Genomic DNA, 23,804 nt, shown 5'->3' with positions numbered 1-23,804 from the left:
GTGTTACTCCACGAGCTTGCCGGCAACCGAGTCGTCTGTGGTGGCCTCGGCGAGGGCTCGGAAAGAGTCCGGAGCCGGAGGCAGACCTTCGAACCTGACGCCCTCGTCCGTTGACCAGATGAAGTTTCCCTGCAGTGCGGGATCTGCCGCCGGGAAGTCAGCACGGTTGTGGGCTCCGCGGGTTTCACGGCGTTCGAGCGCGCACTCCAGGGTGGCTCGTGCTGCCAGCAGGGAGCCGAGCAGATCATAGGCGTGGGCCAGGTCATCAAACCCTGCGATGTCCGGGTGGGCTGTGACCAGCTGGGCGCGTTCCTCCAATGCCGTCAACTTCTCAAGTCCTTGTTCCAGTCCTTGTTCCGTGCGTACCACCCCGGCGTGTTCGGTCATGAGGTTGCGTAGTTCACGCTGCAGCCGCCGTGCGGACTCAGTTCCGCGTTCACTGAGTAGTGTCTGCATTTCTCCGCGGGCTATTCCGACGGCGGCGGGGTCCCGGACAACGTGGGTGCGCGAATGAACGTAGTCGGCCACATGCTCTCCGGTATTGCGACCGTAAACCAGCAGCTCAATCAGTGAGTTGCCACCGAGGCGGTTGGCGCCGTGCAGCCCGGAGGATGCCTCGCCGATTGCATAAAGGCCGTTGACTCCCGTTCCGTGGTCCTCTGGTGCAACCCAAACCCCGCCCATCGAGTAGTGGGCTGTGGGAGCGATTTCGATTTTGGTGGTGGTGATGTCCAGCATCTGCAGGTCGATCAGGGTGCGGTAGACCCGCGGCAGCTTTTCCATGATGGTTTCCCGTGGCAGGTGCGAAACGTCCAGGTACACGCCGCCTTTCTCGGTCCCTCGACCTTCGGCAACCTCGGTGAACCCGGCCAGGGCAACGCGGTCACGGGTGGAAAGTTCCATGCGCTCGGGGTCGTAGCGTTCCATGAAGCGCTCACCGAGTGCGTTGGTGAGGATGCCTCCTTCTCCGCGCGCTGCCTCGGAGACCAAGGTGCCGGCAGCGTCGTCGGGCTCCAAGAGTCCGGAAGGATGGAACTGGACCAGTTCGGCGTCGCGGATCCGCGCCCCCGCCAGGGCGGCCAGCCGGAAGGAGTCCCCGGTGTTCTCGTCCCGCCGGGATGAGGTGTGCCGCCAGATGCGGGTATGTCCGCCAGCGGCCAGGATGACCGCATCGGCGTGGATCTGCACGGGGGTGCCGTCTACGACGTCGAATCCATAGGCGCCGAAGACGGTGCCGTCGGCCACGAGCAATCGCGTGATGTAGACGGTGTCGATGATGGGCACGTTCAACTCTGCGGCCCGGCGCATCAGCGTGCGCTGGATCTCCAATCCGGTGTAATCCCCGGCGTAGGCGGTACGGCGATACTTGTGTGCGCCGAAGAATCGCTGGGAAATGCGTCCATCCTCCTCTCGTGCGAAGGGCATTTCCCACTTTTCAAGGTCCTCGATACCCCGGGCGGCGTTGCGGGCAACTGTCTCGACAATGGCTGGGTCGGACAGGAAGTAGGACTCCCGCAGGGTATCGGCGGCGTGCTGCTGCCAGCTGTCCTGGGGATCCATCGTGCCCAAGGCGGCGTTGATGCCTCCGGCGGCCAGGCTCGTGTGGGCGTCGTGCTTGCGACGCTTACCCACAGCCAGCACCTGCACCCCGCGCTGTGCGAGTTCAATCGAGGCGCGCAGACCGGCGCCGCCGGTACCGATGACGAGCACCGAAGTGGACAAGAGCCGTTCTGGAGTGGTGTTGAGGTTCATGACTCCCACGCTAGGAGGATCGGCTCCATGTATCCAATGAATTATTTGAGTCAACCTGATGCGTTTATGCTATGAGCATGAAGCTGGAGCAATTACGCTCATTCGAGGCGATCGCCCGAGTGGGGCACTTCACACGCGCGGCCGAGCAACTGTATCTCGCGCAACCTTCTCTCAGTAGGCAAATCGCGGCACTGGAGGCCGATCTTGGAATGGCACTTTTCCACCGAGGCCAGTCCGGGGCGACGCTGACGAATGCGGGGGAGCTCCTCCTGCCCATCGCCCGGCGCATGCTCGGTGACGCAGAGACCGCGCGGGAGCAGATGAACGAGCTCGCGGGATTGCGCCGGGGCCGTATCCGACTGGGTGCCCCACCCACCCTGTGCGTCTCACTGGTGGCCGATGTACTGGCCGCTTTCCGAAGTGCGCATCCCGGAGTCGAATTGCATATCACTGAAGGTGGTTCGCGGTTCCTGGTTGATGCCCTGAACGAAAGCGCGCTGGACCTGGCATTGGTGGTTACCCGCGGAACGGACCCCGCCGTGCAGGGCACCGAACTGATTCCGCTGCTCACCGAGGAATTGGTGGTTGTCTCCGGCACCGGATCGGCGTGGCGGGAAGAACTGACCTTGGAAGAATTGGCGAACATTCCGCAGGTGGCCTTCAACCGAAGCTATGATCTGCGGATGGCCACCGAGGCTGCCTTCTCCGCCAAGGGCTTGGAACCGGTGATCGCCGTCGAAGGTGCCGAGATGGATGCCGTCCTGCGGTTCGTGGAACGGGGACTCGGGGTGGCGGTGGTACCGGCAATGGTTGTCATCGGCCGGCCCGGATTGCGCAGCGCCCGCCTGGTCGACCCCTCGCTGACAAGAACCGTCAACCTGGCCCGACGTAACGACATTGCTCCTTCAGCAGCCACAGCAGCGATGCAGGAGTTTATCTTTAGCACAGTGGACCGGGTGGCGGCACCCGGCACCGAGCTAGCACGCCTGGTCACGCCAACGCGACGCCACTGATGGGCATCAGATCAAGCCGAGCTCAGCCACGGCAGCCCGCTCGTCGAGGAGCTCAGCGGCTGTAGCGTCCATCTTCCGGCGGCTGAACTCGTTCACTTCCAGTCCTTGAACAATTTCCCAGTTTCCGCCTGAGGTAGTCACTGGGTATGAATAGATGAGCCCTTCGGGCACCCCGTATGATCCGTCGGAGGCAACCGCCATCGAAACCCAATCGTCGTCGGGGGTGCCGAGTAGCCAGTCACGGGCGGCGTCGATGGTTGCCGAAGCTGCCGATGCCGCAGAGGACGCGCCCCGGGCGTCAATGATCGCTGCGCCTCGCCGGGCAACTGTGGGGATGAAGTCGTTTTCTATCCAGTCCTGATCGTTCACCACCTCTGCCGCGTTTCGACCGGAGACCTCTGCGTTGAAGATGTCCGGATACTGCGTCGCCGAATGATTGCCCCAGACAGTCATCTTGCGGATATCGCCCACCTTGGCATGGGTCTTCTGGGCAAGCTGTCCAAGGGCGCGGTTGTGATCCAGCCGGGTGAGGGCACTGAACCGCGCGGCGGGAATGTCCGGGGCGTTGCTCATCGCAATCAAGGCGTTGGTGTTAGCCGGGTTGCCCGTCACGCCGATACGGACGTCGTCTGCCGCCACCCGGTTGAGAGCCTTGCCTTGCGCTGTGAAAATAGCACCATTGGCGCTGAGCAGGTCGCCCCGCTCCATACCCTTGGAACGCGGACGGGCGCCAACGAGTAAGGCAAGGTTGACGCCGTCGAAAATATGGTCGGCGTCGTCGCCGATCTCCACCGAGTCGAGCGTGGGAAACGCGCAGTCATCGAGTTCCATCACCACACCCTCAAGTGCCTTCAACGCAGGCGTGATCTCCAGAAGCCGGAGTTGCACAGGAGTATCGGCACCAAAGAGGGCACCACTGGCGATCCGGAAGAGGAGGCTGTAGCCGATCTGGCCGGCCGCGCCGGTCACAGCGATCTTAATGGGCGTGCTCACGTGAAGTTCTCCTTGCTGTTCCGATGTACCCGATGGGCTTTGCAAGCTGTATGTCATGGTGCCACAGAGCTGTGATGGGCGGCGGGTCATAATCACAATTTCCGATGCGCTTGTGCTGTTTTATTCGCTATGCAGATGCACTTTGTGCGCGTGAGAATGAATTAACCGTCACAAACAAGGGCCGCAGCAGCCAGCGCGCTGTGACCTTTCGCCACATAGGAGATCACATGTCAAGCCAAGAGGTTGAGGTCCTCATCGTAGGCGCAGGCCAGGCCGGGGTAGCCATGAGCGAGCACCTGAGCGAGGGGGGAATTCCCCACATCGTCCTGGAACGCCACCGAATCGCCGAGCGGTGGCGTTCAATGAGGTGGGACTCGCTGGTTGCCAACGGGCCCGCCTGGCACGACCGTTTCCCGGGCCTGGGATTCACCGGCATCGAGGCCGGGTCGTTCCCCTCCAAAGAGCAGGTAGCCGACTACTTCGTGGCGTACGCCGAGAAGATCGGCGCGCCCATCCGTTGCGGTGTGGAGGTCAGGTCCGTGCGCAGAAACGTAGGTGCGCCGGGCTTCCACGTGCAAACATCCCACGGCGATTACAACGCACGCTACGTCGTTGCCGCCACCGGTCCGTTCCAGCGGCCGGTGATCCCCGCCGTCGTGCCCGAAACTGCCAACCTGATGCAGATGCACTCAAGCTCGTACCGCAACCCCGGCCAACTGCCCCAAGGTGCAGTACTGGTGGTGGGCGCCGGTTCCTCGGGCGTGCAGATTGCCGCGGAAATCCAGCGTTCAGGCCGCCAGGTGTACCTCTCGGTTGGCCCGCACGACCGGCCCCCGCGGAACTACCGTGGCCGGGACTTCTGCTGGTGGCTGGGTGTGCTAGGCAAGTGGGACGCTTCCACGCCTGCTCTGGGCGCCGAACATGTGACCATCGCGGTCAGCGGGGCAGAGGGTGGCCACACCGTGGATTTCCGGGCGCTCGCCGAGAACGGAATCAAGCTCGTGGGACGGACCATGGAGCTTCAGGACGGCACCATGCGCTTCGCAGACGATCTCCGTACCAACATTGCGAATGGCGATGCCCACTACTTGGAGTTGCTCGACGAAGCCGACGCCTACGTGGAACGCAATGGCTTGGACCTGCCGGAGGAACCCGAAGCCCGCTTCCTCAGGCCGGACCCGGAGAGCCTCACCAACCCCATCCGCGAGCTCGACCTCGCCGGAGCTGGCGTTACGTCCATCGTGTGGGCAACTGGCTTCGCCGTCGACTACAGCTGGCTGCAAGTGGATGCCTTCGACGCGAAAGGAAGGCCCCTGCAGCAACGCGGCGTATCCACGGAGCCGGGCGTATATTTCCTGGGGCTGCCGTGGCAGTCACGCCGTGGATCCAGCTTCATCTGGGGCGTCTGGCACGACGCCAAGTATGTTGCAGACCAGATCACCATCCAGCGAAGCTACCTGATCCACAATGAGCAGGATGCGTTGGTGGCTAGCGGAGCCGTCTGACGCCGTAGCCGAAAGAAGGGGACCACGCCAGCAGGCGTGGTCCCCTCTCGCGTGTCCGGCTTCAGCCGAGCCCCGCCAACGACTTGGCGGAAAGAGCCGCTTCCATCTTCTGCGGGTCGAGCAGTCCGCGCTCAATGACGAGTTCCGCGATGCCGCGATGGGAAGCGAGAGCTTCCTTGGCCAGTTCGGCCGCGGCGGCGTATCCGATCAGGGGCGCCAATCCGGTGACCACGCTGATGGATTCAAGCATCCGTTGCTGCAGCATCTGCGTGTTGGCGGTGATGCCCACCACGCAGTGCGTCCGGAGTTGACGGCAGGCCACGGTGAGCCAGGCGATCGATTCCAGCAAGGCGTCGGCAATGACCGGCTCGAAGGCATTGAGCTGGAGCTGCCCTGCCTCCACGGCCATGGTTACGGTGGCATCCGCGCCGATCACCCGGAAGGCAACCTGGTTGACCATTTCCGGGATGACCGGGTTGACCTTCCCCGGCATGATGGAGGACCCAGCCTGCACTGCGGGCAGGAGGATCTCGCCGAATCCCGTTTGCGGGCCGGAGGAGAGCAGACGGAGATCGTTGCAGATCTTGGAAAGCTTCACCGCCGCCCTCTTCAAGACTCCGGACACCAGCATGAAGACGCCCGTATCGCTGGTGGCCTCCACCAGGTTGGTCGCGGAGGTCAGTTGAAGGCCGGTGATGCAACTGAGCTCCTTGATCACAGCTTCCCGGTACCCGGGAGAAGCGGTGATGCCTGTGCCGATGGCGGTGGCTCCAAGGTTGGATTCCCGCAAATGCGGAAGGAGTTCAAGGAGCCTCAGGCCGTCTTCACGGAGGGTGTCCGCGAAGGCCCCGAACTCTTGTCCCATGGACATGGGCACAGCATCCTGAAGTTGGGTGCGGCCAACTTTGATGATTCCGGCGAACTCCGTGGCCTTAACATCAAAGGCCTGGATGAGCCTGCCGTGTTCCTCGCAGAACGCCGTTATTTCCCGCTGCAGGGCGATTTTGATGGCGGTGGGATAGACGTCATTGGTGGACTGGCTGCGGTTCACCTCGTCAATTGGGTGCAAGGCCGCGTAGTCGCCCTTGCGGTGGCCCATTAGTTCCAGCGCGCGGTTGGCGATCACCTCGTTGGCGTTCATGTTGGTGCTGGTTCCCGCACCGCCCTGGATAGTGTCCACCACAAACTGGTCATCAAGGCGACCCTCCATGACTTCCAAGGAGGCCCTTTGGATGGCTGCCGACTTGTCCGGATGAAGAAGGCCCAGGCTTTCATTCGCACGTGCCGCCGAGTATTTCACGGCACCCAGGCTCCAGACGAGGGAACGCAGGGTGCCGATTGTTCGTCCGCTGACGGGGAAGTTGTCCACGGCCCTGTGCGTGCTGATACCCCAGTAGGAAGCCTCGGGAACATGTGCGTCCCCGAGGCTATCCTGCTCTCGTCGAATTCCCGGGCTGGGTGCTCCCGGGCAGGGAGAAAGTACTTGTTCTGTCATGGTCCTGTTCCTGGAGATGCTCACGACGCCGGACTGTCTGGCTACGTTGCCAGGTAGTCCAACGCTGTGAGTGCCAAGGCGGCTGCGCCGTCGTGAATGGCAAGGTTGGCGGCGTCGCCGACGCAGTGCGCGGCGAACTCGGGTTGGTGGTTGGCTGCCGGGAAGCAGCCGAGTCCTATGTAGGGGTGGATGGCCGCAACCACTTGGGACACATTGCCCATGTCGGTTGAGGCCCGGTTCATGGTGGCTTGTTCCGGGGGTGCGTTGAAGTCGCGTCCCAGAGCCTGCGCATGTTTCACGTACAGCTCAAGGGCCCGCATGTCCGTGCGGAACTCTGAATAGGGTTCGGATTCCGGGGACACCGACAACTCGCAGCCGGATGCCAAAGCCCCCGCTTCGAAGCACCGCTGAACGCGTTCTTCCAGCTCGCCCAGCAGCGCAAGTGATTCTGCGCGGACGTACCAGCGGCCCTCGGTTCTTTCCGGGATGGCGTTGGGTGCTTCGCCTCCGCGCGTCTGGATCCCGTGGACCCGTGTACCGGGCGGCAACTGTTGACGGAGCAGTCCCAAGGCAACCTGGGCAACAATGAAGGCGTCGTTGGCGTTGATGCCCTGGTCCGGATAAGCAGCGGCATGGGCTGATTTACCCCGGTATTCCACGTGGTTGTGGGCCACTGCGTAGGGGCGGGCTTCGGCGGAGTCGACGGGGCTGGGATGTGCCATCATGGCCAGGTCCAAGCCCTGGAAGGCGCCCTTTTTGAGTAGCTCGATCTTTCCGCCGCCGCCTTCCTCGGCAGGCGTTCCATACAGTTCCACGGTCAGGTCATGCTCGGCAGAGAACTGCGCCAGGGCAACGGCAGCACCGCATGATATGGCCGTGATGATGTTGTGGCCGCATGCGTGGCCGAGGCCCGGAAGGGCGTCGTATTCGCCCATGAGCCCAACGCGACGGGAGCCCGTTCCGAAGACGGCGCGGATCGCGGTGGGAAAGCCCAAGTATTCTCTTTCCACCTCGAAGCCGTGACCAGTCAGGTACTCGGCGGTCCAGCCGGCGGCGCGGTGTTCCTGCCAGCCAAGTTCCGGGTTGGCGTGGAGTGTTTCGGAGAGCCTGATCAGGTGCGGCTGTTGTGCGTCAACGGATTCCAAGACCCTCTGGCGCTGAACTGCCGGATTGGCAGTGGTTGTTTGTTTAGCGCTCATCGCCCGCCACTCCATAACCCACTGACGCCGCGGGGTCCAGGCCGCGAATCACATAATCCTGCCGCTGCGGAAGCCACACGTCCACGAGCGTCTCCAGTTCCGCGATGGGGTGATCGTGCCAGTCCACGCGCAGGTCAGTGTCTCTCCAGCCGTGCCCGGACACCACCGAAAGTCCGGCCGATCGCACGGGGCCGGCTTCGCCGCCGGCCGCGACAGCGGCTCGAAGGGCAGCCATGAGGCGCACTTCCAGCTCCCCGGCGCTGGCTTCAAAGGCGTCACAGAGGACTTGAGCAACACCAGGATGCGCGAGCATGTTGCCCGCAGACACGCTGTTCGCACCCCGGCCTTCGCCGAACACGCCAAGGGTATGCGCGCCGCTGAACACGGCGGATCCCCCGTTTGCGTCCAGGACCACCAGTTGCCGGTAGTCGACTGCCGGTGATTCCTGCACGACGGCGTCAATCGCCTCCTGCGCGGAATAGCCCGCCTGCAGGCGGTTCAGCAATGCTGTTCCCAGCCGGGGATCGGTAATGTTCTGGGAGCTGACGGCGCCGACCCCGTCGCGCAAGTGCGCACAGCGGGCAGCGACCGCAGGAGAGGAAGAAGAGACGGCGATGCCGAACCTGCCGCTTCCATCGGTGGCCGCGATGCTGAAGGTCACCGCTGGCCTTCCGTCGAAAGCACTGCTGTGGCGTCAATTTCCACGAGCCACTCGGGGCGTGCCAGTGCTTGGACAACAATTCCGGTGGAAACCGGGAACACGCCTTTGAGCCAGCGGCCCATGGTGCGGTAGACAGTCTCGCGGTACCGGGGATCGATGAGGTAGACGGTGACCTTGACGATGTCCTCAAGGCTGCTGCCCGCCTCCTTGAGCAACATGTCAATGTTGGCCATCGCCTTTTCGGTCTGGGCTTCGACGTCGCCAATGCCCACGGACTCGCGCGTCTCAAGGTCTTGTCCGATCTGGCCCCGAAGGTAAACCACTTTATTGGCCACGACGGCCTGGCACAGATCGTTGTCCAGGTTCTGTTCCGGATAGGTCTCTTTGGTATTGAACGTGCGGATACGCTGGTGCTTCACCTTGTAGCGCCTTTCAGTCGGTTTGTGGCGGGTGCTCGTATCCTTCAGCTTCGTGCGCTGCACTAAATCTGTCCAACAGTTCTTTTAGAACGATTGCATCGACTTTTCCGATCCAGAGTGTATTCTCGTCCCATGGATGTGACCCTCACGCAGTTGCGCTATTTCGTGGAAGCGGCAGCGCAGCTGTCCATGACCGGTGCTGCCGTTCGCCTCAATGTGGCCCAGTCAGCTGTCTCCGCCGCGATCGCCCAGTTGGAACGGCACGTCGGAACGCAGTTCTTCATCAGGCAGCGCTCCAAAGGCCTGGTGCTCACGCCGGCCGGCGAGCTGTTTGTCAGGGACGCCCAGGCCATCCTCGCGCAGGTGGAAGAGAGCATTGACCACGCACGCGGCGAACACCAGAGCGTCTCTGGTCGGATCCGCATAGTCTGCTTCAGCACCCTTGCCCCTTTCCTGCTTCCCGGTGTGCTGACCAGGCTGCGGGAAGACCACCCCGCCCTGGAAGCGGAAGTAATCGAGACCGACACGTCAGGCTGCATCGCCGCGTTGCTCAGTGGGCAGGCCGACTTGGCGCTTTGCTACGACCTGGACCTTCCCGAACCGATAGCCAGATCGGTGGTGGACACTGTCAGGCCCTACGTGGCACTTCCGTCAGACCACAAACTGGCAGGATCAAAGACCGTTCAACTGTCCGCACTGAGCGGTGAACCCTTTGTGCTGCTGGACTTGCCGCACACCCGGGACCTCATGATGTCCATCGCAAGGCTGGGCGGCCAGGAACCGGACATCAGGTTCCGTTCGGCCAGCTACGAAACGGTGCGTACTTTTGTCGCCCGAGGACTCGGATATTCCATCCTTCACCAGCGGCCACAGCACCAGTTGACGTACGACGGCGGCCAGCTGGCCGCCGTCGAAATCCGCGACGATGTGCCGGAATTGAAGACAGTCCTGGCGCACCTGAAGTCCCACCGGCCCACGGCGAGGGTGCGGGCGGTAGCGCAGGCGGTCCGGCATCAGATTGTCGCTGCACGCGCGGCCCGGAGCTAGATCGGGTTATTGTCTGCATCTGCTCAGCAGATGCATTTGCTGTCAAAAATCTATTGGACAGATCACATTCCAGCGCCTGAAGATGGGTAAAACCAGCAACCGGGCGTGATCCACGTCATGAGGATCTCTTCCTCCAGGAGGAACTGTGAACACCAAGAACATCGAGGGGCAAATCAGCCGAAAGGGTTTGCACACCAGCGTTGCCGCCGGTTCCATCGGCGTCTTCGTCCACTGGTTCGAGTGGGCCATCTACGCCTACCTCGCTTCCACCATCGCCGTAGTCTTCTTCCCCCAACAGGACAGCACGGCAGCACTGCTGTCAGTCTTTGCGGTCTTCGCCATCAGCTTCGGAGTCCGTCCCCTGGGCGCCCTGGTCTTCGGAACGCTGGGCGACAGGATCGGCCGCAAGAAGACGCTGTCAATCGTGATTCTCTCCATGAGCGGTGCCACGCTGGTGGTGGGACTGCTGCCCACTTATGACGCAATCGGTTTGTGGGCGCCCATCCTTCTTGTGGCTGCCCGGGTGGTTCAAGGCCTCGCAGCCGGAGGTGAGTTCGGAAGCGCGGCCGCCTTCCTGGCCGAGTACTCTCCCAGGAAGCACCGCGGATTCGGCGTTAGCTGGCTTGAATTCGGAAGCCTCCTCGGTTTCCTGGCGGCCTCGCTGGTGGTCTTCGTGCTCTCCAGCGCCATGGACGCCCAAGCAATCGCCGACGGCGGCTGGCGCATCCCCTTCCTGATCGCGGTTCCCCTGGGGGTCATTGGCTTCTACATCCGGTCCAAGATTGAAGACACCCCGGAATTCCGTTCACTGGAGGAGCTGGGCAACGTCCCGCAGAGTCCCGTCAAGGAAGTCTTCACCAAGCACCGGAAGCAGCTGCTGCAGATGAGCGGCCTGGAGGTCATGATGCACGTGACCTTCTACGTAGTGCTCGTGTATCTCCTGACCTATCAGGAGAAAGTATTGGGTTTCGACGCCGGAACTGCCGCGCTGCTTTCGACGGCAGCGTCCGTGGCCGGCCTGATTCTCGTACCGTTTGTGGGCGCGCTATCAGACCGAATCGGCAGGAAGCCGCTCCTGATCACTGCCGCCGTTTCACTGGTGGTGCTGGCCTATCCCTTGTTCCTGATCATGCAAATGGGCACGGCCTGGGCCGGCATCGTCAGCACCATTGGACTGGGCGTCATCCTGGCCCTCATCCTGGGTGTCCATGCGGCCGCGGCTGCCGAACTTTTCCCCACCCGCACGCGGCAGACAGGGCTTTCCATTGCCTACAGCGTCACCGCAGCCATCTTCGCCGGAACCGTCCCGTTCGTCCTGACCTGGCTTATTGCGCAGACCGGAAACGACATGATGCCCGCCTTCTACCTGATCCTGGTAGGCCTGATTGGACTGGCTGCCGTGCTGAGCATGAAGGAAAGCAAAGGCAAGGACCTTCTGAGCGAGGACGCGGCCGCCGCGTTACCCGTGGCTGCCAGCACCAAGGAAGCAACCCGGATCATCCGCTGAAACAGATCTGGACATCAACAAACCGTAGCCCGGGCTCACATCAGAGCCCGGGATACGCCTGTTTCCGGGCAGCTAGACGCGCAAGTGCACGCTCCACCAAATGCCGTTGCCGGGAACCAGTGACCGCATCCGGATCCAGCATGGACGTGACGTGAAGGCCCATCATGATGTTCAGCAGCTCATCGGCAACCGCGTCGGGGTCCACCAAAGGTTCGCATTCGCCGTCGTGCTCTGCCTGGGCAAGGAAGCCCATCACCAAGCCGCGCCAGTGTAGCAGGGCCTCCCGGCCGACCGCGCGCAGCGCATTTTCCGTCTGCGCGCGCTGCCAGAAGGAAACCGCCACGCGGGCTTCCACCACGGTGAGCGGATCGGCCGGGATGATTTCCAAGGCCAGGCTTCGAAGGGCGGAAAGGCCGCGACGGCCCGCCGTGCCAGCCGCGATGCGTTCGTTGGTGCGTTCGCAGATCAACTCATATGACGCCAGCAAAAGAGCGTCCTTGTTGGGGAAATAGTGGGCCAGCACGCCCGGCGCCGCGTAACCGCACTCCCGGGCAATGTCCCGCATGCTGGCGTTCTCGATGCCCTGCTCCGCGATCAGGCGCCACGTGGTCTCGATGATGGAACGCCGGCGTTCCTCGTGATCAACCAAGCGAGGCATGCTGCTCCTTCAATCGGGCGGGGTTGCCATGGCGGGGCCGTGAGCACCCTACCACTGCGGGAACGCCGGGAGCGCTCCCGCAGTGGTGGGCGCGGGTGAAACGGTCAGTGTCCGCAGCCGCCGGCGTTCTGCTCCGGAGGAGCGCAGTGTCCGGCAGCAGAGGAAGGCACGTTCAGCGTCGGGTTCTGGTCGAAGAAGCCGTGCGGCTTCAGCGTGAAACCGGTGGTGTCAACGGGCATGATGGGCCAGTCCTCAGGCCTGGGGAAGTGGGTCAGGCCAAAGGAGTGCCACACCACGAGGTCCTGGCCATCGAGGTTGCGGTCCTGAGCCACATAGCTGGGAAGCCCGGCACCTCCGGGGTGCTGGTTGACGAAGTCGCCTGCGGCGTAAAGTTCGTCCTCGTCGTGCTGGGTGACCCACAGGTGGTGCTTGGCAAAGGCGGCCCGGGAGGCGATGGAGGAATCATCCGCCATGGCCAACGTGGGGTTACCCTCGGGGTAGAGCGTGTATCCCACCGGGTGGCCCAGGTGGTTCAACGAGTCCGGGTTGCTAATGTGCCACACCCTTCCCTTGGTGCCGTCGGCGTCGCGGACTGCTTCCGATTCACGGGTCAACGCCGTGCGCTTCTGGGTAAAGGCATTGCCGTGCGGGTTCCCGGGTCCCTTGGGCAGGCGCACCAGGTCCAGTTCCTCAACCCGGTTCGTGTCGCCGTCGATCATCATGTCCAGCCGGGCGCTGAAGAGGTGCTGGTGGTAAGGGGCGCCAAGGCCCGGAGCGATCTCCGAGGCGTACGCGTAGTCCTTGTCCGGAAGCGCTGCCGTGAACACAATGCCCGTGGCCTTCGCCTCAAATTCGATGGTGCCGTCCAAGTAGAGGTACCAGTAGAAGCCGTAATCGTAGTTGCCCACGGTGGTGAAGAAGGAGACAACCAGCCTGCGGTTGCGCCGAACCTCGTTGGAGCCGGCCCACTCATCCGTGTGCTTCCACAGGATTCCAGCGTCTTCCTCGTGGATGCAGATGCCGTTCTCAATGGTGCGGGGGTTGCCGAAGTCATCGGCCACCACAGGGGACATGTATGTGATGTCGCCCAGGCAGTCGCAACCAAGCTTGAGGGAGTTCGCGTCCCGGCCCACCAGGTACTCGCCGGAATCGAAATAGTTCTGCCAACTGCGGTAGGGGGAGGGGTCTCCGTAAGGGACCACCATTTCGGAGATGGACGCCCGGTGAACCACCGGGCGGCGCCGCCCCTGGTGCGAGTGGTGGAGTTGGTGGAGTACTAATCCTTCACGGGCATCGAAGCCAACTCGCAGGTCCCAGCCGGCCCATGACAGGTGGTTGCCCTCCAGCGTGAAACTGGGGCCTTGGGGCTGGGTTATTTCTATGGGTTTCAGGTCCGTGCGGAGTTCGCCGTGAATCGCCGGGTCCGTGTAGTTGCCGTTGATTTCCGGGACTGGAACCGGTCCGTCGTCGATCAGGTGGTTAACCCGGCGGTTTTCCACATCAACAAAAGCCACCAACCCGTCAATCGGGTGGGCCCACGGGTGGTCTGCGGGGTGGTCCTGTCGGAATCCGAGGCCGCGAAGCAGCCGCTTGCCCTCCTCATTCCCGTACTCGAAGACACCTGCGGACAGGGGAGCGACGCGGACTTGGGCCGGGCTCAGACCACGGCTGGCCAGTGCTGAGTTCCACTGTGCATCTACGGCCAGGATGTCCTCGATGATCCCGAATTCCTCGAGGAGGACTGGCAACTGGCCGTCGATTTGCGGGTTGAGTTCCCGCTGTTCGCAGACAAGGCCTGTGGTCAGGGACAGTCTGACGTCAAGGGAGCGTGACTGCGCGGCGTCCCACAGCATGGCCCGGACCAGGCGGGCGGCATCCGCGGCTTCCCCCTGTAGGGCGGACTTGGGCGGCTCGATCAGGCCCAGGTAGGCAAAGCGGGTGGTCTCTGCGACAAGGCCGGCCTCGGCCAAAATCCGGCGGGCCTGGTGAACTTCCTGTGCCGAGAGCTGCTCAAGCGAATGCTGCCCCAACGGAGCCAGCGTCGTTGCGGCCAAGGGGGTGGTCTGAAGGATCATGGCACTTCCTGAAGTCGATTTTTGATGGTACAACTGTTCAACCAACGCTTTGATGTTACTCACCTCACAGGCCGGCGTAAAGTCCCTGACCCAAACATTCCCGGCAGCCAGGAGAACCATGAACCAACAACCCCGCCTACCTTGGCGGTACGGCACGAGCACGCCCGCTTCCATGGGCTTTGTCAGCGTGGGCCTTGTCAGCATGGCCGCCGCGGGCAGCGCTGTAGCTCATGTTGTGGCAGCCGTCAGTGGGCCGGTAGGCGTGATGGCTTGGTGGATGCTGGCGATGGGTGCTGCGTGCCTGAGCTGCGTCGCTCCCATGGCGGGATTCCCCGCGCGAAGACTGCGGCCCTGTGCCCGGCAGGCTGCACCACGGGCTGCCGGCCACCTCCTGGCCATGAGTGCAGCCATGATCCTCATCCATCTGGGCCTCTTTCTGGGGCCACCCGCCAATGGCCACCATGGCCTCGTCCACAGCTCAACCACGCCGGACCACCAATGGGCCATGCTCGCCATCATTGGCATTGAACTTCTTTGCCTCATGGCTGCTTCGGCGGCTCTGCGCATGGCCCGCGCCCAAACACCACCCCGGAACTAAAAAAACCCACCTCAGGAGTCACCATGAACACCACCTCCACCACCCTGTCCTTGGACTGGCGCGGCCGTGCCGACGCCCTGGCCACGGATGGCAGGGCCTTCGTCGATGGTCGCCGGATAGCGGCCGGAACCGGACTTACCCGCCCCACGATCAGTCCGATTGACGGCCGCGTCCTCGCTGAGTTGGCTGCTTGCGCGGCCGCTGATGTTGATCGCGCGGTAGCAGCCGCGAGGCGCGCCTTTCCTGCCTGGGCACGATGCGGAGCCGAGAAGCGGAAGGAGCTGCTGCTGTCCTTGGCCGCCCTGATGGAGCAGCATGCTGAAGAACTGGCTCTCTTGGAGACGCTGGACAGTGGAAAACCAATACTCCAGAGCACCACAGTGGATGTGCCAGGTGCCATCTCCACGCTGCGCTGGTATGCGGAAGCAGCGGACAAGCAGAATGGAGAATTGCCGGCGGTTCCGCCGGGGGCAACCGCCTTGGTGACACGCGAGCCGCTGGGCGTCGTGGCGGCGATCGTTCCCTGGAACTTCCCGTTGGAAATCGCAGTGTGGAAACTGGCTCCAGCGCTCGCCTCCGGAAACACCGTGGTGCTCAAGCCGGCCGAACAGACCTCGTTGAGTGTGCTGCGCCTCGCCGAATTGGCTGCTGAAGCGGGTCTCCCGGATGGTGTTCTGAACATCATTACCGGCACGGGCCGCGAAGTTGGCGCGGCTTTGGCACACCACATGGACGTTGATGCACTGGCTTTCACGGGCTCCACGGCCGTTTCCCGGACCCTGTTGGAAGCCTCGGGTCGCAGCAACCTCAAGCGGCTAAGCCTGGAAGCGGGCGGCAAGAGTTCCAACATCATCTTTACTGATACGCCAGACCTGCCTGAAGCGGCAGCCAAGGCCGCCTTTGGCGCCTTCTACAACCAGGGGCAAGTCTGCTCTGCGAACTCCCGGATCCTGGTTCAACGGGACATCCATGACGAATTCGCTGCCCTGCTTGCAGGTGCGGCGGCGGGCTATCACCCCGCGGATCCTTTGGCCGGTTTGGAGGGCAACGGTGCCCTGATCAGCAGCGCCCACGCGAACGACGTCGAAGGCTGGATTCGGCGCGGACGCGCCGAAGGTGAAGTGCTTTTCGGCGGTGAGCGGCGCGAAATCCACGGCTCGGACGCCTATCTGGAACCCACCTTGTTGGGAGGGCTTGGGCCGGATCATGACGTCCACCGGGACGAGATTTTCGGGCCCGTGGCCGTGCTGCACGCCTTCGATTCGGAGGAGGAGGCGGTGCGTTTGGCCAATGCCACAGACTACGGGCTGGCTGCCTCTGTGTGGACGTCCGACCTGTCCCGCGGCCATCGTGTAGCGGGGGAGCTGCTTGCCGGAACGGTCTCGGTCAATACCGTGGATGCGCTGGGAAACAGTACTCCGTTCGGAGGCTTCAAACAGTCCGGATTCGGCCGTGACCTCTCCCTGCACGCTTTCGATAATTACACCGCGCCGAAGACTACGTGGATCCAGTTCGGCTGATCCTTGGCATCTGAAAATCCGTTGATATGCATCGTTACTCCATGGTTTACGTGATGCAACTCACGAGCCTACGCTGAGTCTCACAGTGGACCGGACCTGCCTCGTCAACGTAGACGGGGGTCCGCCCCGTCCCTCCCGTTCGCACCAGTCGTCAAGACACCTTCCCTTCCCACCCTTCCTGCTCAGTAGCAAACTTAAGCAGTAGCAAAGGATCGATCATGGATCAGCCAGTAGCCTCAACGCGACTCGCGCAAGAGCAAAGCAAGCATCTGCAAAAATCTCTGGGCCGCTTCGACATTCTGTTGTTGGTAGTTGCAGCCGTCATCTCAGTGGAGGTCCTGGGCCAGGTCTCCGGCTTCGGCGGGGAGACCTTCACCTGGACGCTTATCCTGGCCGTCACGTTCATGGTTCCCTACGGGCTCATCTTTGCCGAGACCGGCGGCGCTTTCACCGAAGAAGGCGGCGTCTACGTGTGGACAAAGATGGCCTTTGGCCGCGTGGTTGCAGCAATAACGTCCCTTTTCACCTGGGTGACGCAGCCTGTGTGGGTGGGCGGCGCCATGGCCTTCGTCGCGGTGGAAACGTGGTCCGAGTATGTGGGCCACGTGGACGCCGGCAGCCCGGTAGATTACTTTTTCAAGCTGCTCTTCATCTGGATCACGGTCACGTCAGCAATCATCAGCCTGAAGCACGGCAAATGGCTGCCCTCCTTGGGCGCTATCCTCAAGGTCGCGTTCCTGACCTTCTTCATCATTGTCACCATGATTTACGGGCTGCAGCACGGTTTCAACGGCTTGGACCTGGGCTTCTTCTCACCCACGCTTGCAGGATTCCTGGGCGTCACTCCACTTCTGCTGTTCTCGTTCCTTGGTTTTGAGTCCGGGAACAGCGCCGCCGGAGAAATGAAGAACCCGGCCAAGGACGTTCCCATCTCGGTGGCCCGGTCCTCCATGATCGCCGCCGCGAGCTACCTGCTTCCCATCCTTGCCATCCTGCTGGTGGTGCCGCTGGACCAGATCACGGGAATTGGCGGGCTGTTCGGGGCAATCGCCACCGTCTACACAGTCTTTGGTCCTGCGGCTGAGATCACGTTGTCGGTGTCCGCTGTAGTCTTCTGCTTCATCCTGGTCTCGCAGGGTGCTGCATGGATGATCATCAGCGACCGCATGCAGGCCATGGCCGCGGCGGACGGCTCCTTCTTCGGAGGATTCTTCGGGCGCTTCCATCCCAAGCTGGGCACGCCAATCCGCGTCAATACGCTCTCCGGTGTAGTGGCCACGCTGTTCATGCTCGCGGCCATGCAGCTCAGCGGCACCAGCAGCGCACTCTTCGGGGTGGTCCTCTCCATCGCGATCTCGACGTTCCTGCTCAGCTACCTCATGGCAATCCCGGCAGCCGTGAAGCTCCGGAGCAAGTATCCCCGTGTTGACCGGCCGTTCAAGGTGCCGGTCTCCGATCTAGGTTTCCGTATCCTCGGGTACATCTGCTTCGCGTGGATCCTTATCGGGTCCTGGGTGGCCATCTTCCCGGGCACACTGGATGTGCTTTTCGGCTTGCCGTACGACTTCGAGGCAACGTGGGGCGTCTCGCAGTTCACCTTCGAAGCCTTCGCCCTCGGCACCCTCGGATGCATCCTGGCCCTGGGACTCGTGGGATATGCACGCGGCAAGAAGGTGCGGGATGCGGTAGTGCCGGTCAGTGAGAGGGCCGAACTCGTCAACGACTAACCGCGAGATCGCAGGGGACGCGCGAGAGATCGCTGGAACCATGCGAAATCGCCGGAAGGTTGCCATCGATCCGGCAGCTTTCCGGCGATCTCGGCGATGCAGCGGGTTTCGGCGACTAGCGGGTTTCGAGGTCCTCGAGCGTCTTGCCCTTGGTGTCCGGGGACAAGAGGGTTGCTACGGCTGAGACGAGGCAGATGCCAAGCGTGGTCAGGCCGATGACCAGGGGGATGTTGGCTGAGCCAGGGGGAGCGATCGCCGTGAACAGGCTGGGGAAGAAGGAGGCGATCATGAGCCCGATGTTTTGGGAGACCGCGAAGCCCGTCACCCTCATCCGCATGGGGAACTGCTCCTGGAAGAACGTGGCGAACGTGGCGTTCCACATCTGGAAGAGGATGCCCTGCACGGTCACGACGCAGAGGAACACCAGAGGCAGGCTGCGCTGTTCGATGGCCCAGAGGTATCCCACGGTGAGCAGGCCGCCGGCAATGCCACCGGCAACCATCAGGGAGCGCCGGCCAATTTTGTCGGACAGGGCGCCGAACAGCGGGATGGTCAGCACGGCGGCCACGTTGGCGGCCATGGTCACCCAGAGGAACTCGCTGCTGGAAAAGCCGATGCCGTATCCCTTTTGGGTGGCGAAGGAGACGCCGAAGATGAGGGTGGCCATGCCGATGACGTTGGTGAAGGTCATGATGACGCAACGGACCAGAACCCAAGGGTGCGTGCGCAGGAGGTCTACCAAGGGGAAGCGTCGTTTGGCGGTGGCGTCTTCGGACTGGGCCAAGTATGCGGGTGGCTCTTCCACACGGCGGCGGATGACATAGCCTGCGATGATCACAACAGCGCTGAGCAGGAACGGCAAGCGCCAACCCCAGGAGTGGAACTGCTCGTCGGGGAGGAGTGCAGCGAGCGGAATCAGGACAGCTGTGGCAAGGATGGATCCCACTTGCGTACCCTGCAGGCTGAAGCTGGCAAAGAAGCCGCGTTTCGCATCGGGGGAGTGCTCTACGATCATCGCGCTGGCGCCACCGAGTTCGCCGGCGACCGCGAATCCCTGGATCAGGCGGAGGATCACCAGGAGGACGGGGGCCAGAAGGCCCACCTGTCCGTATGTGGGCAGGAGGCCGACGGCGAACGTAGCGAATCCCATGAGCAGCATCGCGAAAACGAGGACCTTCTTGCGCCCGTGCCGGTCACCGTAGGCGCCCAGGATCACGGCGCCCACAGGACGGGAAACATATCCGACGGCGTACGTGGCCAGTGAGGCGATGATGCCGACAGTGGGGTTCTCGGTGGGGAAGAAAATGGTGGGAAACAGGAGTGTCGCCGCCAGTGAGTACAGGGCGAAGTCGTAGTACTCCAGCGCGCTTCCGATCCAACCGCTCATGGCGGCTTTCTTCGGATCTTTCTGGCCCGTGGTGGGTTCCGGGGAGATGCTGAGATCCCTCCGCTGCGTGACTGTCACGTCGCTGTACTCCTCTGGCGTCGTTGGCAAGGAACAAGAACTCTTCCCATCCAGGACTGAACAAAGTGGTTATTCAGCGTGAGGAAGGTTACATCTTGAATCGATTCATAAAGCATAGAACGTGATGCAAGCTACGTCAACGCGCGACGGCGGCAGGCCACCTTTGGTTCCGGTGGAACCAAGGCGGGCTGCCGCCGTCGTAAGCGTTATATGTTGTGCCTGTTGAGCCTGCGGAAGTGGTTATTTGGCCAGGAAGCGCAGCAGGATCTCGTTGATTTCAGCGCCGTGCGTCCAGAGCATGCCGTGCGGTGCGTCTTCGATTTCCACGTACTCGGCTGATGGCAGTCGCTTGGTGAATTCGCGGCCGGTGGCATCGATCGGCAGGATGCGGTCGTCGGTGCCGTGGACGATCAGCGACGGAATGGTGACCTTCTCGATGTCCGAGCGGAAGTCGGTGAGCCAGGAATCCACCACTGCGAAGGATGCGTACCAGGATGAGCCAGCGGCTACGTTCCAGGAATTCCGCAGGGCTTCTTCGCTGAGGCGGTTGCCCAGGAAGTTATCGGCGTTGAAGAAGTCGTTGTAGAAGTTGGTGAACCAGGCGTAGCGGTCCTCGATTGCGGCGTTGCGGATGCCGTCGAAGACTGACGACGGAACGCCGGTGGGGTTGTCGTCGGTCTGGAGGAGGAACGGTTCGAGGGAGGCGAGGAATGCGGCCTTGGCGACCCGGGCTTCACCGTAGGTGCCAAGGTAGCGTCCAACTTCCCCGGTTCCCATGGAGAAGCCCACCAGCACTGCGTCCTGCAGGTCCAGGGTTTCAAGCACGGTGTTGAGGTCGGCTGCGAAGGTGTCGTAGTCGTAGCCGGTGGTCGGCTTGCTGGACTTGCCGAAGCCGCGGCGATCGTAGGTGATCACCCGGTAGCCGGCGTTGAGGAGGGCTGCGGTTTGCTTCTCCCAGGAGCCGCCATCCAACGGGTAGCCGTGGATGAGGACTACGGGCTGACCCGTTCCGTGGTCTTCGTAGTAGAGCTCAATGTCCGTGGTGTTCTCCGTGCCGACCTTGATGAAACCCATGATGTGTCCCTTTTCTCTAAGTGGAGAACGACCGTTCTCCCTCTGTGTTTTCCATAGTAGAGAACGTTCGTTCTCAATGCAAGTAGAATGGCCTTATGGATATTTCCGAGGTTCGCAAACGCATCGTTGCCACAGCCGACGAACTCTACAACGCCAAGGGAATCCAGGCCGTCGGGATGGATGAACTCCGCTCGGCGGCAGGGATCTCACTGAAGAAGCTCTACGGGGAATTTCCCTCAAAGAGCAGCATCGTCATGGCCGTTCTGGAGCGCCGGCATGAGTCGTGGACTGAAGGGCTGGATGCCACCGTCCAGCAAGCCGGGACGGCCAGGGAACGCCTCCTCGCCATTTTTGACTACCTTGCAGGATGGTTCTGCCAGGACTCGTTCCGTGGGTGCGGCTTCATCAACAGCTTCGCTGAGTTAGGGGCCATCAGCCCCGAGGTTGCCGAGTACGCGCGGAAGCACAAGGAATCATTCCAGGAATTCGTGGCTCGCCTGGCGGTAGAAGCCGGCGCCCCGTCTTACTTGGCTCCGCAACTCGCCATCCTCGCCGAGGGCGCCCAGACCACTGCGGCTATTGCCGGAACTTCTGATGCGGCAGGGCAGGCGCGTCAAGCAGCCGAAGTTCTGATCGACGTGGCGCTGACATCCAACTAGGCTTCTGACACGCCTTCAACGCGTCAGGAAGAAGACAATTCGTGTTTGAAGTCCCCAGCATTGTGTTCCTTTCGGCAGGCTTTGCGGTGTTGGCCGCTGCGGTCCTGCCGAAATTGTTGCGCCACATGCCCCTTTCAATGCCGATGGTCTTTCTGGGCAGCGGAATTCTCGCTTTCACCCTGCTTCCTGAGCTGCCAGATCCAAACCCCATCCTGCACGCGGACTTCACGATGCACCTGACCGAAGTGTGCGTCATCATTTCCCTCATGGGCGCCGGACTGGCCTTGGATAGACCCTTCCGTTGGCGCGGGTGGTCCACCACGTGGCGCCTGCTCGGAATCGTCATGCCCTTGAGCATTCTGGTGATGACGCTGCTGGGACTGTGGGTGTTGGGGCTGGGTCTTGCCGCTGCCATCCTGGTGGCGGCCGCGATTGCGCCCACGGACCCGGTGCTGGCCTCCGAGGTCCAAGTGGGAAAACCTGCGGACACTGAGGAGGACCCGGATGAGGATGAGGTCCGCTTTGCCTTGACCTCCGAGGCAGGCCTGAATGATGGCCTCGCTTTCCCTTTTGTGTACCTGGCCATTCTCATCAGCCTTGTGGGGGCCTCTCCCGGCGCTTGGCTGGGGGAATGGGTCGGCTTGGACGTTCTGTGGCGAATAGCTGTTGGCGTGCTGCTCGGGTTCGGCACCGGCAAACTCCTCAGCGTGATCTTCTTCGCTGCCAAGGGTAAAAGCTTCCGGTTATCGGATCACTCCGAAGGCTTCGTGGCGCTCGCTGCCACTTTCCTGGCGTATGGAGTGGCCGAGTTGGTGGAGGGCTACGGATTCGTCGCCGTCTTCATCTGCGCCGTGACCATCCGCTCCGCTGAGCGCCACCACGCGTACCACCAGGTCCTTCATGGTTACGTAGAGCAACTCGAGCGTCTGATGACCGTAGTGATCCTGGTGCTCCTTGGCGGGGCAATAGCCCGTGGACTCTTGGAGGGGATCGGTTGGGTGGAGTTGTTGGTGGTTTTGGCGTTCCTCTTGCTGGTGCGCCCTTTGGCTGGATGGCTCGGGTTGATGGGCGGCAAGACCGGTCCGCGCGAACGCCTGGCCATCTCCTACTTCGGCATCCGTGGGATCGGCTCACTTTATTACGTGGGCTACGCGCTGACCCATGGAAACTTCGACGCCGAGGCGCACCAACTGTGGGCGCTGATCGCGTTGGTAGTGGCGTTGTCCATTGTGGTGCACGGGGCCACCACTGCGCCGTTGATGAATCGACTGGACCGGCTTCGGCTGGCTGCGGCACGCACGCAGCACGGTGACGAAGGCCGGGCGCCGACAACAGCGGTTTGAGCAATTGCAAGCCCGGCGTTCCGATATTTGTCGAGATTCTGGAGAAATTATTTGTGAAATTAAACAGGCGCCTTTGCCCCAATTATCAGCATCCTGATGGTTTGAGCAGGGACGATACACATTTCGCGGCTATCGGAGGAGATCCTGCGCACTCGGCCGCCGTTAATTTGCCCCGATCCTGCCCTAGTCGCGCTGTATTTTCGGGCGTACAGTCCGCTGTATAGCTCCCCGCATTCTGTTGGGCAGTTGCTTTGGGGCGTTTGCCCCGCCGGGGGAAGGAACTGCCATGCAACACAGCTCCGCGCGAAAAAATCCAGGAGCGCCATCCACGGTATTGGGCCGTCGCCGCACCACGGCATCAGTAGGAGCGGCCTCCGGAGTTCTTCTCCTTGTAGGCGCCATCATGTTGCAACAGGCTCCTGCGTTCGCAGCCACGCCGGTCAACTTGGGTACGGCGACGTCCTATTCCGTCCTTGCCGCCACAACCGTGACCAACACCGGACCAACTACCCTCCAAGGCGACCTCGGCGTGAGCCCGGGCACTGCCATCACAGGATTTCCGCCGGGTATCACCGCTGGAACCATTCATGCAGCGGACGCAGTGGCACTGCAGGCTCAGACTGATCTGACCACCGCGTACAACAATGCCGCCGGGCAACCACTCACAACCAGTGTCTCCGGAGACCTGGTGGGTCGAACGCTCGTTGAGGGCGTTTACAAATCAACGTCTTCCTTGGCGCTCAGCGGACAGCTCACCCTGGACGGCCAAGGCAACCCTGCCTCGGTTTTTGTCTTCCAGGTTGCCTCAACCCTGATTACGGCCTCAGCCAGCAGCATCGTCTTCATTAACGGCGCCCAAGCCTGCAACGTGTTCTGGCAAGTGGGCAGCTCAGCTACCCTGGGCACCGCCTCGAGTTTCAAGGGAACCATCCTCGCCCTGACGTCCATAACCGCTCAAACCAACGCAGTAGTGGAGGGGCGGCTGCTGGCCCGCAACGGGCAGGTTTCCCTTGACACCAACGTGGTGACCGCCCCGGCCTGCAACACGACGCCCACAACCTCAGCGCCACCTGAGACTGAGACGGCGACTGCTA

At 62.3% G+C, this 23,804-nt stretch carries 20 protein-coding genes; 10 read left to right on the top strand and 10 right to left on the bottom strand.

The features are described from left to right. Positions 1–3: 3 nt before the first annotated feature. Positions 4–1,752: an L-aspartate oxidase gene (locus tag J7I86_RS03650; RefSeq protein WP_214815632.1), complete on the bottom strand. Its 1,749-nt coding sequence runs from the start codon at positions 1,750–1,752 to the stop codon at positions 4–6. 71 nt (positions 1,753–1,823) lie between these two features. Here J7I86_RS03650 and J7I86_RS03645 point away from each other — a divergent pair, with 71 nt between their 5' ends. Then, the gene (locus J7I86_RS03645) at positions 1,824–2,765 is read left to right on the top strand and encodes a LysR family transcriptional regulator (RefSeq protein ID WP_214815629.1); all 942 of its coding nucleotides are present in this window, start codon (positions 1,824–1,826) and stop codon (positions 2,763–2,765) included. 6 nt (positions 2,766–2,771) lie between these two features. Here the strand turns inward: J7I86_RS03645 and J7I86_RS03640 are convergent, their stop codons facing one another. Continuing rightward, positions 2,772–3,758: a malate dehydrogenase gene (locus tag J7I86_RS03640; RefSeq protein WP_214815625.1), complete on the bottom strand. Its 987-nt coding sequence runs from the start codon at positions 3,756–3,758 to the stop codon at positions 2,772–2,774. A gap of 227 nt (positions 3,759–3,985) precedes the next feature. Here J7I86_RS03640 and J7I86_RS03635 point away from each other — a divergent pair, with 227 nt between their 5' ends. Beyond that, positions 3,986–5,263 carry an NAD(P)/FAD-dependent oxidoreductase gene (locus tag J7I86_RS03635; RefSeq protein WP_214815622.1) on the top strand — a complete coding sequence of 426 codons (1,278 nt, stop codon included), beginning with the start codon at positions 3,986–3,988 and terminating at the stop codon, positions 5,261–5,263. Positions 5,264–5,324: 61 nt separating this feature from the next. Here J7I86_RS03635 and J7I86_RS03630 read toward each other — a convergent pair whose 3' ends face one another. Genes J7I86_RS03630 through J7I86_RS03615 form a run of 4 tightly spaced genes read right to left on the bottom strand, consistent with a single transcriptional unit; the run spans position 5,325 to position 9,037 of the window. Next, a complete protein-coding gene (locus J7I86_RS03630; protein ID WP_214815619.1) occupies positions 5,325–6,758 on the bottom strand; it encodes an aspartate ammonia-lyase in 1,434 nt (477 codons plus the stop codon). A gap of 41 nt (positions 6,759–6,799) precedes the next feature. Then, positions 6,800–7,957, bottom strand: coding sequence for a M20 family metallopeptidase (locus J7I86_RS03625; RefSeq protein WP_214815616.1), 1,158 nt, complete (start codon positions 7,955–7,957; stop codon positions 6,800–6,802). Continuing rightward, the gene (locus tag J7I86_RS03620) at positions 7,947–8,618 is read right to left on the bottom strand and encodes a DUF1028 domain-containing protein (protein ID WP_214815613.1); all 672 of its coding nucleotides are present in this window, start codon (positions 8,616–8,618) and stop codon (positions 7,947–7,949) included. Before J7I86_RS03620 ends, J7I86_RS03625 begins: the two co-directional genes overlap by 11 nt. After that, positions 8,615–9,037: a RidA family protein gene (locus J7I86_RS03615; protein WP_214815610.1), complete on the bottom strand. Its 423-nt coding sequence runs from the start codon at positions 9,035–9,037 to the stop codon at positions 8,615–8,617. Before J7I86_RS03615 ends, J7I86_RS03620 begins: the two co-directional genes overlap by 4 nt. Before the next feature lie 132 nt (positions 9,038–9,169). Between J7I86_RS03615 and J7I86_RS03610 the strand changes: the two genes are divergently transcribed. Continuing rightward, on the top strand, positions 9,170–10,084 hold the full coding sequence (locus tag J7I86_RS03610) for a LysR substrate-binding domain-containing protein (RefSeq protein WP_214815607.1): 915 nt from the start codon (positions 9,170–9,172) through the stop codon (positions 10,082–10,084). Positions 10,085–10,229: 145 nt separating this feature from the next. Further along, the gene (locus tag J7I86_RS03605) at positions 10,230–11,591 is read left to right on the top strand and encodes an MFS transporter (protein WP_214815604.1); all 1,362 of its coding nucleotides are present in this window, start codon (positions 10,230–10,232) and stop codon (positions 11,589–11,591) included. 40 nt (positions 11,592–11,631) lie between these two features. Here J7I86_RS03605 and J7I86_RS03600 read toward each other — a convergent pair whose 3' ends face one another. Both J7I86_RS03600 and J7I86_RS03595 read right to left on the bottom strand, forming a co-directional pair. After that, positions 11,632–12,249, bottom strand: coding sequence for a TetR/AcrR family transcriptional regulator (locus J7I86_RS03600; protein WP_214815601.1), 618 nt, complete (start codon positions 12,247–12,249; stop codon positions 11,632–11,634). A 104-nt stretch (positions 12,250–12,353) separates the two neighbouring features. Next, positions 12,354–14,324, bottom strand: coding sequence for a primary-amine oxidase (locus J7I86_RS03595; protein ID WP_214815599.1), 1,971 nt, complete (start codon positions 14,322–14,324; stop codon positions 12,354–12,356). Positions 14,325–14,442: 118 nt separating this feature from the next. Here J7I86_RS03595 and J7I86_RS03590 point away from each other — a divergent pair, with 118 nt between their 5' ends. The 3 genes from J7I86_RS03590 to J7I86_RS03580 all read left to right on the top strand — a co-directional run bounded on the left by J7I86_RS03590 (position 14,443) and on the right by J7I86_RS03580 (position 18,169). Beyond that, positions 14,443–14,922 carry a hypothetical protein gene (locus tag J7I86_RS03590; protein ID WP_214815596.1) on the top strand — a complete coding sequence of 160 codons (480 nt, stop codon included), beginning with the start codon at positions 14,443–14,445 and terminating at the stop codon, positions 14,920–14,922. 23 nt (positions 14,923–14,945) lie between these two features. Continuing rightward, positions 14,946–16,442, top strand: coding sequence for an aldehyde dehydrogenase family protein (locus J7I86_RS03585; protein ID WP_214815593.1), 1,497 nt, complete (start codon positions 14,946–14,948; stop codon positions 16,440–16,442). Positions 16,443–16,660: 218 nt separating this feature from the next. After that, positions 16,661–18,169 (top strand): APC family permease, encoded by a 1,509-nt coding sequence (locus J7I86_RS03580; protein ID WP_214815590.1) that lies wholly within the window; start codon positions 16,661–16,663, stop codon positions 18,167–18,169. A gap of 115 nt (positions 18,170–18,284) precedes the next feature. Here J7I86_RS03580 and J7I86_RS03575 read toward each other — a convergent pair whose 3' ends face one another. Then, positions 18,285–19,556, bottom strand: coding sequence for an MFS transporter (locus J7I86_RS03575; RefSeq protein ID WP_396019854.1), 1,272 nt, complete (start codon positions 19,554–19,556; stop codon positions 18,285–18,287). A 318-nt stretch (positions 19,557–19,874) separates the two neighbouring features. After that, positions 19,875–20,708: an alpha/beta fold hydrolase gene (locus J7I86_RS03570; RefSeq protein ID WP_214815584.1), complete on the bottom strand. Its 834-nt coding sequence runs from the start codon at positions 20,706–20,708 to the stop codon at positions 19,875–19,877. Positions 20,709–20,803: 95 nt separating this feature from the next. Here J7I86_RS03570 and J7I86_RS03565 point away from each other — a divergent pair, with 95 nt between their 5' ends. The 3 genes from J7I86_RS03565 to J7I86_RS22605 all read left to right on the top strand — a co-directional run. Further along, positions 20,804–21,367, top strand: coding sequence for a TetR/AcrR family transcriptional regulator (locus J7I86_RS03565; RefSeq protein ID WP_214815581.1), 564 nt, complete (start codon positions 20,804–20,806; stop codon positions 21,365–21,367). A gap of 41 nt (positions 21,368–21,408) precedes the next feature. Continuing rightward, positions 21,409–22,710 carry a cation:proton antiporter gene (locus tag J7I86_RS03560; RefSeq protein WP_214815578.1) on the top strand — a complete coding sequence of 434 codons (1,302 nt, stop codon included), beginning with the start codon at positions 21,409–21,411 and terminating at the stop codon, positions 22,708–22,710. 286 nt (positions 22,711–22,996) lie between these two features. Beyond that, a partial coding sequence (locus tag J7I86_RS22605; protein WP_286179261.1) for an ice-binding family protein occupies positions 22,997–23,804 on the top strand: 808 nt, incomplete at its 3' end.

It is taken from the genome of Arthrobacter sp. ISL-95 (assembly GCF_018613695.1).
Lineage (GTDB): Bacteria > Actinomycetota > Actinomycetes > Actinomycetales > Micrococcaceae > Arthrobacter.
Note: the sequence above shows the minus strand (reverse complement) of the source record. Positions and strands in the feature narration are given on the sequence as shown.

Excerpts from the sequence above, each read along its gene's own strand:
- J7I86_RS03650 (WP_214815632.1), bottom strand. The coding sequence starts at position 1,752 with ATGAACCTCAACACCACTCCAGAACGGCTCTTGTCCACTTCGGTGCTC.
- J7I86_RS03645 (WP_214815629.1), top strand. The coding sequence starts at position 1,824 with ATGAGCATGAAGCTGGAGCAATTACGCTCATTCGAGGCGATCGCCCGA.
- J7I86_RS03635 (WP_214815622.1), top strand. The coding sequence starts at position 3,986 with ATGTCAAGCCAAGAGGTTGAGGTCCTCATCGTAGGCGCAGGCCAGGCC.
- J7I86_RS03630 (WP_214815619.1), bottom strand. The coding sequence starts at position 6,758 with ATGACAGAACAAGTACTTTCTCCCTGCCCGGGAGCACCCAGCCCGGGA.
- J7I86_RS03625 (WP_214815616.1), bottom strand. The coding sequence starts at position 7,957 with ATGAGCGCTAAACAAACAACCACTGCCAATCCGGCAGTTCAGCGCCAG.
- J7I86_RS03610 (WP_214815607.1), top strand. The coding sequence starts at position 9,170 with ATGGATGTGACCCTCACGCAGTTGCGCTATTTCGTGGAAGCGGCAGCG.
- J7I86_RS03600 (WP_214815601.1), bottom strand. The coding sequence starts at position 12,249 with ATGCCTCGCTTGGTTGATCACGAGGAACGCCGGCGTTCCATCATCGAG.
- J7I86_RS03595 (WP_214815599.1), bottom strand. The coding sequence starts at position 14,324 with ATGATCCTTCAGACCACCCCCTTGGCCGCAACGACGCTGGCTCCGTTG.
- J7I86_RS03590 (WP_214815596.1), top strand. The coding sequence starts at position 14,443 with ATGAACCAACAACCCCGCCTACCTTGGCGGTACGGCACGAGCACGCCC.
- J7I86_RS03585 (WP_214815593.1), top strand. The coding sequence starts at position 14,946 with ATGAACACCACCTCCACCACCCTGTCCTTGGACTGGCGCGGCCGTGCC.
- J7I86_RS03580 (WP_214815590.1), top strand. The coding sequence starts at position 16,661 with ATGGATCAGCCAGTAGCCTCAACGCGACTCGCGCAAGAGCAAAGCAAG.
- J7I86_RS03575 (WP_396019854.1), bottom strand. The coding sequence starts at position 19,556 with ATGAGCGGTTGGATCGGAAGCGCGCTGGAGTACTACGACTTCGCCCTG.
- J7I86_RS03570 (WP_214815584.1), bottom strand. The coding sequence starts at position 20,708 with ATGGGTTTCATCAAGGTCGGCACGGAGAACACCACGGACATTGAGCTC.
- J7I86_RS03565 (WP_214815581.1), top strand. The coding sequence starts at position 20,804 with ATGGATATTTCCGAGGTTCGCAAACGCATCGTTGCCACAGCCGACGAA.